8 protein-coding genes are annotated in these 8,788 nt (G+C 67.1%); 5 read left to right on the forward strand and 3 right to left on the reverse strand.

Annotated features, from left to right (window positions below):
- Positions 1-169: 169 nt before the first annotated feature.
- The 4 genes from QX204_RS28685 (at position 170) to QX204_RS28700 (ending at position 5,286) form a co-directional block, all read left to right on the forward strand.
- Positions 170-1,708 (forward strand): amino acid permease, encoded by a 1,539-nt coding sequence (locus QX204_RS28685; RefSeq protein ID WP_301903626.1) that lies wholly within the window; start codon positions 170-172, stop codon positions 1,706-1,708.
- 112 nt (positions 1,709-1,820) lie between these two features.
- Positions 1,821-2,567 (forward strand): DUF1989 domain-containing protein, encoded by a 747-nt coding sequence (locus QX204_RS28690; protein ID WP_301903627.1) that lies wholly within the window; start codon positions 1,821-1,823, stop codon positions 2,565-2,567.
- On the forward strand, positions 2,564-3,178 hold the full coding sequence (locus QX204_RS28695; RefSeq protein WP_301903628.1) for an urea amidolyase associated protein UAAP2: 615 nt from the start codon (positions 2,564-2,566) through the stop codon (positions 3,176-3,178). The genes QX204_RS28690 and QX204_RS28695 overlap by 4 nt, the downstream gene beginning before the upstream one ends.
- Positions 3,175-5,286: a 5-oxoprolinase/urea amidolyase family protein gene (locus tag QX204_RS28700; protein WP_301903629.1), complete on the forward strand. Its 2,112-nt coding sequence runs from the start codon at positions 3,175-3,177 to the stop codon at positions 5,284-5,286. The genes QX204_RS28695 and QX204_RS28700 overlap by 4 nt, the downstream gene beginning before the upstream one ends.
- A 15-nt stretch (positions 5,287-5,301) precedes the next feature.
- On the opposite strand, the gene QX204_RS28705 is transcribed toward QX204_RS28700, so the two are convergent.
- Complete coding sequence (locus QX204_RS28705) at positions 5,302-6,297, reverse strand: NAD(P)-dependent alcohol dehydrogenase (protein ID WP_301903630.1); 996 nt, start codon at positions 6,295-6,297, stop codon at positions 5,302-5,304.
- A gap of 96 nt (positions 6,298-6,393) precedes the next feature.
- On the opposite strand from QX204_RS28705, the gene QX204_RS28710 reads away from it, so the two are divergent.
- Positions 6,394-7,035, forward strand: a complete 642-nt coding sequence (locus QX204_RS28710) for a TetR/AcrR family transcriptional regulator C-terminal domain-containing protein (protein WP_301903631.1) — start codon at positions 6,394-6,396, stop codon at positions 7,033-7,035.
- Positions 7,036-7,135: 100 nt separating this feature from the next.
- Here QX204_RS28710 and QX204_RS28715 read toward each other — a convergent pair whose 3' ends face one another.
- Both QX204_RS28715 and QX204_RS28720 read right to left on the reverse strand, forming a co-directional pair.
- Positions 7,136-7,300 (reverse strand): hypothetical protein, encoded by a 165-nt coding sequence (locus QX204_RS28715; RefSeq protein WP_301903632.1) that lies wholly within the window; start codon positions 7,298-7,300, stop codon positions 7,136-7,138.
- Positions 7,301-7,602: 302 nt separating this feature from the next.
- Positions 7,603-8,637 carry an ATP-grasp domain-containing protein gene (locus tag QX204_RS28720; protein WP_301903633.1) on the reverse strand — a complete coding sequence of 345 codons (1,035 nt, stop codon included), beginning with the start codon at positions 8,635-8,637 and terminating at the stop codon, positions 7,603-7,605.
- Positions 8,638-8,788: the final 151 nt, after the last annotated feature.

Here is an 8,788-nt window from a genome sequence, read left to right on the forward strand (position 1 = left end):
CACCAGCGAGAATGCCGGACGGTCGAATTTCTGTCATTTGACAGAAACTCACGCAACACAGAAGTTACCGCGGGCCGCGCAGTCGATACACGCACGACACCGTTCGAGCGATCGCGCGCGCAAAACTATCGACTGATAGATATTGGCCGCACCGCTGAAGGACACCGACATGGCCACGACCCTCGAATCCCCCGCCGCCCCAGCCGAACTCGGCCGCGACAGCGCCGACCTTGCAGCTTTCGGATATCAACCGGTCCTGCACCGCAAACTGGGGCGCTACGCGTCCTTCGCGGCAGGTTTCTCGTTCGTCTCCATCCTCACCACGATCTTCCAGTTCTTCGGCTTCGGCTATTCGTTCGGCGGCGCCGCCTTCTTCTGGACGTGGCCGCTCGTGTTCGCGGGCCAGTTCCTGGTCGCGCTGAACTTCGCCGAGCTCGCCGCCCGGTATCCGATCTCCGGCTGTATCTATCAGTGGTCACGTCGCCTGGCGGGCGGGGTGATCGGCTGGTTCGCCGGTTGGATGATGGTGATCGCCCAGGTCGTCACCGCCGCCGCGGCCGCCATCGCGCTCCAGGTGGTCCTGCCCTCGATCTGGAGCGGATTCCAGCTCATCGGCACCGACACCGCGCTCACCTCTCGCGACGGCGCGATGAACGCCGTCCTGCTCGGCAGCGTGCTGCTCGTCGTCACCACCACCATCAATGTGATCGGCATCGACCTGATGTCGAAGATCAATTCGATCGGCGTCACCGTCGAGATCGTCGGCGTGCTGGCGATCATCGCGCTGTTCTTCGTCAATACCGAGCGCGGCCCCGATGTGGTGTTCCAGACCGACCAGGCCTCCCCCGGTCCGTACTGGGCGGCGTTCCTGGTCTCGGGCCTGATGGCCGCCTACGTGATGGTCGGATTCGATTCCGCCGGTGAGCTCTCCGAGGAGACCAAGAACCCGCGCAAGGTCGCGCCGCGCACCATCCTGCTCGCCCTGGCCGTCTCGGCGCTGGGCGGCGGCCTCATGCTGCTGGGCGCGCTGATGGCGGCGCCGAGTCTGACCGACGGCGAATTGTCCACCGGCGGGCTGGCTTACGTCATCACCTCGAAGCTGAACAGCCCGGCGGGCTCGGTGCTCCTCGGCTGCGTCGCGGTCGCGGTGATCGTCTGCACCCTGGCGATCCAGACCGCGGGCTCACGCCTGATGTTCTCGATGGCCCGCGACGGCAAGCTGCCCTTCGCCGAGGCCCTCTCGACCGTGCACCCCCGCTTCGGCACCCCCGTCTGGCCCGCCGTCGTGATCGGCGCTCTCGGCATCGGCCTGCTGGTACTGAACCTGGGCAACCCCGCGATCTTCGCCACCCTGGCCAGCGTCTGCATCGTCAGCCTGTACCTGGCCTACCTGCTGGTCACCGTGCCGCTGCTGCTGCGCCGCATTCAGGGCTTGCCCGCCCCCGAGGACAAGACCCTGTTCCACCTCGGTCGCTGGGGCATCCCGATCAACGCGCTCGCCGTGGTGTGGGGCATCGCCATGGTCATCAACCTGGCTTGGCCCCGCCCGGAGGTCTACACCCCCGCGGGCGGCAGCTGGTGGCAGCTCTGGGCAGGCCCGCTGTCGGTGGCCGTGATCCTCACTGTCGGCGCGGTCGTCTACCGCTTCGTGGTCGCGACCCCGAAGACCGCCGGGCCCGAGGCCGAAACAGCTCCCGCGACAGCCTGATCCGGTTTCGCGGCGGGTGTGGCGAGTACGCATCCGCCGCGCGAAACCACCCCTGCTCCCACGAGCTCGCCCATTGTCCCCATTCGTCAACCCACTCGCCGAGGAGTAACCGATGACGAGTACCCGATCCACCGACGGCGCCCGCGCCCACGCGCGCGCCCAGGCTGCGGCAGCAACCCCCGCGCGTCCTGAGACACCGCACGGCATCGATCCCGCCACGGTCGTCGTCGCACAACGCATTCCCACGGGCGGCTACGCGAACGTCGTCCTCGGCCGCGGCACCCGGGTGCGCCTCGCCGACCCCGCCGGCACCACCTGCGCCCACCTGTTCCTGCTGCGCGCCGAATCTCCGTGGGAGCGGCTGAATGTCGCCGACACTGTGAAGGTTCCCTGGCAGGCGTACCTGAGCGCGGGCCATCCGCTGCTCTCCGACCAGGGCAGAGTCCTGGCGACCGTGCTCAGCGACACCTCCGGCCACCACGACACCCTGTGCGGCCCCACCACCGACGGCCGCCACCAGCTCCAGCTCGCCGCGGCAAAACAGGGCCTCGAACCCCGCGACATCGGCCCTTCCATCGCCCTGTTCCGCGGCGCTCGCGTAGCACCGGACGGCGCGATCGAGTCGACCGGCAACGGCGACGCGGGCGCCGCCATCGACCTGATCGTCCATCTACCCGTGACCCTCCTGGTGGCCAACGCACCCCATCCCCTCGACGACCGCCCCACCGGCGACCTCGACCTGATCGCCTGGTCCGCGCCCGCCGACCGCGCCACCAACGACGACCCCGAATACCGACGGGCCGTGGAGAACACCGAAGCCGCCTGGACGGCCGCACTGAACACGGAGGTTCCGGCATGACCGCCACCCGCACCGTCGTCCTCGACGAAACCGTTCCCGCCCGGGCGCCGTGGTCGGCCATCGTCCGCGCGGGCGACCACCTCGACATCATCGACCTGCACGGCAACCAGGCCGTCGACTGCCTGCTCTACTCCGCCGCCGACCGCACCGACCGCTACAGTGCCCAGGCCACCGTCGCCGCCCAGCGCAATATCTTCCTCACCACCGGCAGCGTCCTGCGCACCGAAGGCGGCACACCCCTGATGACGGTGGTCGCCGACGAGGTCGGCAACCACGACACCATCGCGGGCGCCTGCTCCCAGGAATCCAACACCCTGCGCTACGGCCACCACACCCGCCACCAGCACGCCTGCGTGGAGAACTTCCTCACCGCCGCCCTCGAATGGGGCCTCGGCAAACGCGACCTGGTCTCCAACATCAACTGGTTCATGAACGTCCCCGTCGAATCCGACGGCACCCTCGGCATCGTCGACGGACTCTCCGCCCCCGGCAAGAAGCTCACCCTCCGTGCCGAGATCGACACCCTGGTTCTGGTCTCCAACTGCCCCCAGATCAACAATCCCTGCAACGGTTTCGACCCGACCCCGGTCCGCATGGTGGTGACCCGATGAGCCTCATCGATACCCGCGTCGACAATCCCGTTTCCGCCGCCTGCGCTATGACTTCGGTTGCCACGTCCACAGCGGTCGTCGGCGCGGTTGTGCCCGCCCGTTCGCGGCGGCACATCGATGTCGTGCGGCCCGGGATGCAGACCACCGTCCAGGACTGGCCGGGCCGAATCGGTTACTGGCACATCGGCGTTCCGCCGTCGGGCCCGATGGACGACCTGTCGTTCCGCCTCGGCAACCGAGTGCTCGGCAACGCCGAAGGCGCGGCCGGGCTGGAGTGCACGCTGGGCGGGCCCGCATTGCGGTTCTCGGCCCCCACGTGGGTGTGTGTCACCGGCGCGGTCGCCGATGTCCGGGTGGACGGCATCCCGGTCGAGCAGTGGCGCACCGTCGAGGTGCCGGCGGGCGGCGTGCTCGATGTCGGCGCGATCCGTGGCCCCGGCATGCGGACCTACATCCTGATCTCGGGCGGCATCGACGTCGACGAATTCCTCGGCAGCGCGGCGACATTCACCCTCGGCAAGTTCGGCGGCGGAACCGGCGCCGCCCTCCGGGTCGACGAATCGCTCACGCTGGGCGAACCGTCGACCCGCCTCGCCCCCGCGGTCCCGATGGCCGATCAACCCGCCTTAGCCCACCGCTGGGAACTCGCCGTCACAGAGGGCCCACACGGCGCACCGGAGTTCTTCACCCGCAAGGACTTCGACACCATCGTCGGCACCGATTACGAAGTCCATTTCAACTCCGATCGCACCGGCGTCCGCCTCATCGGCCCGAAGCCCGAGTGGGCCCGCACCGACGGCGGTGAAGCGGGCCTGCATCCGTCGAACATCCACGACAACGCGTACACCATCGGCGCCCTCGACTTCACCGGCGACACCCCGATCCTGCTCGGCCCGGACGGTCCCAGCCTCGGCGGATTCGTCTGCCCGGTCACCGTGGTCGCCGCCGACCGCTGGAAACTCGGCCAACTCACCCCGGGCGACAAGGTTCGCTTCGTCCCCATCCGTTCCGAACACGCGGCTCCCGCACAAGAACTCGGTGCCCGCCGACGCGCCGCGTTCGGCACCGTCATCTCCGCGGGCCGCGACGGCGACGACGGCATCCTGCGCCGCACCGAAGTCGACGACGAAACCGGCGTGACCTACCGACGACAGGGCGACGACGGCGTGCTCGTCGAATACGGCACGCTCACTTTGGATCTCGGCCTGCGCGCCCGGGTCCACGCCCTGCACCAGCACCTCATCGCGATCGGGCTGCGTGGCGTCATCGAGCTCACCCCGGGAATCCGTTCTCTCCAGATCAGGGTCGATCCGGCCGTCCTGCCGATTCCCCGCCTGCTCGATCTGCTCGCCGAAGCCGAAGCGCAACTACCGAATTCCGACCAGCTGGTGGTCCCGAGCCGCACGGTCCATCTCCCGCTGTCCTGGGACGACCCCGCCACCAGGGAGGCGATCACCCGCTACATGCACGGTGTCCGCGCCGACGCCCCGTGGTGCCCGTGGAACATCGAATTCATCCGCCGCATGAACGGCCTCTTCTCCGTCGACGACGTCTACAAGACCGTCTTCGACGCCGAGTACCTGGTCCTGGGCCTCGGCGATGTCTACCTGGGTGCCCCCGTAGCCACCCCCACCGATCCCCGCCACCGCCTCGTCACCACCAAGTACAACCCCGCCCGCACCTGGACCCCCGAAAACGCGGTCGGCATCGGCGGTGCCTACCTGTGCATCTACGGCATGGAAGGCCCCGGCGGCTACCAATTCGTCGGCCGCACCACCCAGGTCTGGAACCACCGAGCCCGCCCCACCGGCACCGCCGGACCCGGCGTGGACCGCTTCTCCACCGATGCCGAAACTCCCTGGCTCCTACGCTATTTCGACCGCATCCGCTGGCACCCGGTAGAGGCGGATGAATTGCTGGACCTGCGGGCGGATTTCGCCGCGGGCAAGGTGGACATCACCACCGAGGACGGCGATTTCCGCCTCGCCGATTACCGCAAGTTCCTGGCGGACAACGACGATTCCATCTCCGATTTCCGCGCGCTCCAAGCCGATGCCTTCGCCGAGGAACGTCAGTCCTGGCGCACCGCCGGAGAACTCACCGACTGACGACAACGGGGGCGCTCATGCGACGAGAACGGTCTTTCCCGACGCATGCCCTTGCTCGAACGTCGTGATGGCCGATGCCGTGTCGGACAACGGGAACCGTCGCTCGATCACCGGTCGCACACTTCCGTCGACAGCCAACCCGGACAGGTATTCCAGGTCGGCGGCGGCGGGTCGCATGAGCAGAGCCTTCAGGGTCTGCCGCGCGAACAGGTCGGTGAGCGCCACCTGACCCAGCCATCGGATCGGGCCGAACCAATTGTTGCCCGGCGCGGCGGCAGAGGAGACGAAGACGCCGTCGGCGGCCAGCACTCGGCGGATCTCGCGCAGCTCGCGGTTGCCCGCCAGGTCGAAGATCACGTCGTAAGGAACTTCCGCACGAGTGAAATCAGCAGCGGTGTAGTCGATGACGACGTCCGCACCGATATCGCGCACCATCTCGATATGCCGGGTGCCGCACACCGCCGTCACGTGCGCGCCGAGCACTTTCGCGATCTGCACCGCGAAACTCCCGACGCCACCGGACGCGCCATTGATCAACACCCGGTGCCCTGGCCCGACCTTGCCGATGTCGCGCAGGCCCTGCAATGCCGTCATACCCGAATCAGGTATAGCCGCAGCCTCTTCCATGCCCAACGCGGCGGGAACAATGGCGAACGCGCCCGCGTCGGCACAGACGTACTCCGCGAACGCACCGCTGGGAACCTCACCGAAGACCCGATCCCCGACCCTGAAATCAGTCACCGAGCCACCGACGGCGACCACCTCGCCCGCCAGGTTCTGCCCGATCATCCGATGCTTGGGCCTGCGCAAGCCGAACCCGAGCCGCAGCAGATACGGCGTCCCGTTGAGCAGATGCAGATCGCCGCTGCACAGTGACGCCGCCCGCACCCGGACCACCACATCCCGATCTCCTGGTGTCGGTCGCGGCACGACCTCGGCCCGCAACACCTCGCCCCCGCCGTACCGGGGCGCGATCCAGGCGGTCATCGAAGCCGTATCCACATCGGTCATGAGAATTGTCCCTCGTCTCGCACTTACAGCGTAAGTTTCTACCGCGAGACGCTACGCTTACGCCGTAAGTAGGTCAAGGAAACAGTCAGGAGCCCCATGCCGCCGCGCACCCCACTCACCAGAGAACGAGTCCTGCGTGCCGCCATCGAGCTCGCCGACCAGCAGGGTCTGGCCGCCCTGTCGATGCGCAACCTCGCCAAGACGGTCGGCGTGGAAGCGATGTCGCTGTACAACCACGTCGCCAACAAGGACGACCTCTACGACGGCATCATCGACCTGGTGGTCGCGGAGATCTACGTCCCCCGAGCGGGCGAGGACTGGCGGGCGGAACTGCGCCACCGCGCCATCTCCGCCCACGAGGTCCTGCTGAACCACCGTTGGGCCACCGGCCTACTCGGCTCCCGCATCAATGTCGGCCCGGCCATGCTCGGCTACATCGACGCCACCCTCGGCTGCCTGATCACCGCCGGCTTCACCTACGAACAGGCCGATCGCGCCTGGAATGCCCTGGACAGCCACATCTACGGCTTCACCGTCCAGGCCGTCAATTTCCCCCTCGAACCCTCCGAATACGCCTCGGCCGCAGCACGATTCCTTCCGCTCATCCCCACCGAAACCCATCCCCACATGCACGCGCTGGCCACCCTCGTCATCACCGGAGCCCACTCCGGCGCGGCTGATTTCACCTTCGGTCTCGATCTACTTCTCGAAGGGTTGGCCGGACTGCTCCCCCACTGACACGGGTGCGGTGTCCACCGATCGGTGGACACCGCACCGGTGTCGACTTCGTCTCCGAGCTACAGAGGGCAAGAAACCCATGGACCAACGCCGGCTGCGATCAGAAACAGATTTCCACGCTGCCTACCGGGAAGCAGATCCCCACCGATCCGACTTCTGATGCCTGCGGCCCAGGCGCGGCAGCAGAGGCCACAGGAGCGGCGACAGCGCCGAGTGCCAGCACGATGGCGGCCGCGGCGGCTGCCTTGCTCATCTTCACGGACATAGGGGAATCCTTCCCTCGGGTGTACTCGGTTATTTCCTGGCTACGCGCCTTCTCAGTGTTCGCCGCCCTGAGGGTTAATTCCAGACAAGAAAGCATCACGCCGGGCGCCGCGGTGTCGCGGAACTGTCACTTTCGCCATTCGACGGGCACGCCCGAAAATCCCGCATGCTGCGAAAGTCGACGGCTTACCGGCGTGACCCCGGAAAAACCCGGTGTTACCACTTAGTGACCTCCGCACGACCCGAATTCACCGTCCAGGAAAGTAGCCAGTGGTTTGTCCACAAGGGAAATGGACCCATCGATCAGTTGGGTACCAGGTCCGCACTCCTGCGCACCGCACCGGGCAAGTGACCATCCAATTGCGGCACGACCTCCATGACCGCTTCCGCCACGGCGAGACAGGCGCCCAGCCGCGGCGGTTTCCGCAATCCCGAATCACCTTGCAGCAGTAGCCGAACCGCGGCCCACGGCAGATTCACGTCGGCGAAGGACGTGTGGAACAGGCCCGCCGAGGGTCGTGGATTCACCTCGAGAAGCACCGGTTCTCCACCGCGATAACGCAATTGAACATTCGTCAGGAAGGCCAGTTCGAAGTGCCGCACGAGACGGCGTGCGATATCGACCACGGTGGGATCGTCGAGCAACATACGGAAACGCCCCTGCTTCGCCCGCGGTATCCCCATCAGCAATTCGCCTCCCGGAGCCGAGAGACAGTCGATGCTGATCTCCGGACCTTCGAGAAACGGCATCACGAGCAGGGGCAGCACGGCTTCCCCGTCCTGCGCCGCCCGCCGCATCGCCCCCGCGATCGCCTCGACCGAGACCACCGGGCGGGGTGCCACCCGCAGGTTCGCCATGGTCAGCGGGCGGTCGTCCAGAATGCGGAATCCGAACGCCGAATACTCACCGCTCGGCTTGACGCACAGCGTCTCCCCGGTGAGCGACAACTCGTCGACGGCCGCGTAGAACTCGTCGGCATCACTCACCTCACGCCACGGCGGCACGGGAATGCCCGCGGCGCCGGCGATCTCGTAGGTGAGCACCTTGCTGGTCGATGCCGTCACCGCTGACAACGGCGAACACATCACGCTGGTGCCGACCGCCGCGAAGTCCGCCACCCGACCCGCGAGCGCGTCGAGGCGGCGCGGCGGGATGAGTACGTCGATGCGGTGCATCCGACAGAAGTCGAGCGCGAACTGCGCGTACTCCTCGTTGCTCGCGTACCGAGGTTCGACCGCCGACACATCACACACCGAGAGAGCAGCCGCACTCGGATCCACATTGCTGGCATAAATTGTGACATCGACCCCGTCGGGGTTCTCCCGCAGCAACCGCATGACCTGAACGGTCGCCGCCCCCGCACTGCTCAGCCAAATCCGAAGCGTAATACCAACCGCTCCCTTCCTGTTTCCCGTAGAGAACCCGGACCATATCCCGGTTCTGCTTCAGGCACATTTCGACAGGAAGGACTTCACGTCACAGGCCGTC

Origin of the sequence: Nocardia sp. PE-7 (genome assembly GCF_030486425.1) — a bacterium.
GTDB lineage: Bacteria > Actinomycetota > Actinomycetes > Mycobacteriales > Mycobacteriaceae > Nocardia > Nocardia salmonicida_A.

Bases quoted from the DNA above. Each gene is read 5' to 3' on its own strand.
- QX204_RS28685 (WP_301903626.1), top strand. From the start codon at position 170: ATGGCCACGACCCTCGAATCCCCCGCCGCCCCAGCCGAACTCGGCCGC.
- QX204_RS28690 (WP_301903627.1), top strand. From the start codon at position 1,821: ATGACGAGTACCCGATCCACCGACGGCGCCCGCGCCCACGCGCGCGCC.
- QX204_RS28695 (WP_301903628.1), top strand. From the start codon at position 2,564: ATGACCGCCACCCGCACCGTCGTCCTCGACGAAACCGTTCCCGCCCGG.
- QX204_RS28700 (WP_301903629.1), top strand. From the start codon at position 3,175: ATGAGCCTCATCGATACCCGCGTCGACAATCCCGTTTCCGCCGCCTGC.
- QX204_RS28705 (WP_301903630.1), bottom strand. From the start codon at position 6,297: ATGACCGATGTGGATACGGCTTCGATGACCGCCTGGATCGCGCCCCGG.
- QX204_RS28710 (WP_301903631.1), top strand. From the start codon at position 6,394: ATGCCGCCGCGCACCCCACTCACCAGAGAACGAGTCCTGCGTGCCGCC.
- QX204_RS28715 (WP_301903632.1), bottom strand. From the start codon at position 7,300: ATGTCCGTGAAGATGAGCAAGGCAGCCGCCGCGGCCGCCATCGTGCTG.
- QX204_RS28720 (WP_301903633.1), bottom strand. From the start codon at position 8,637: ATGCGGTTGCTGCGGGAGAACCCCGACGGGGTCGATGTCACAATTTAT.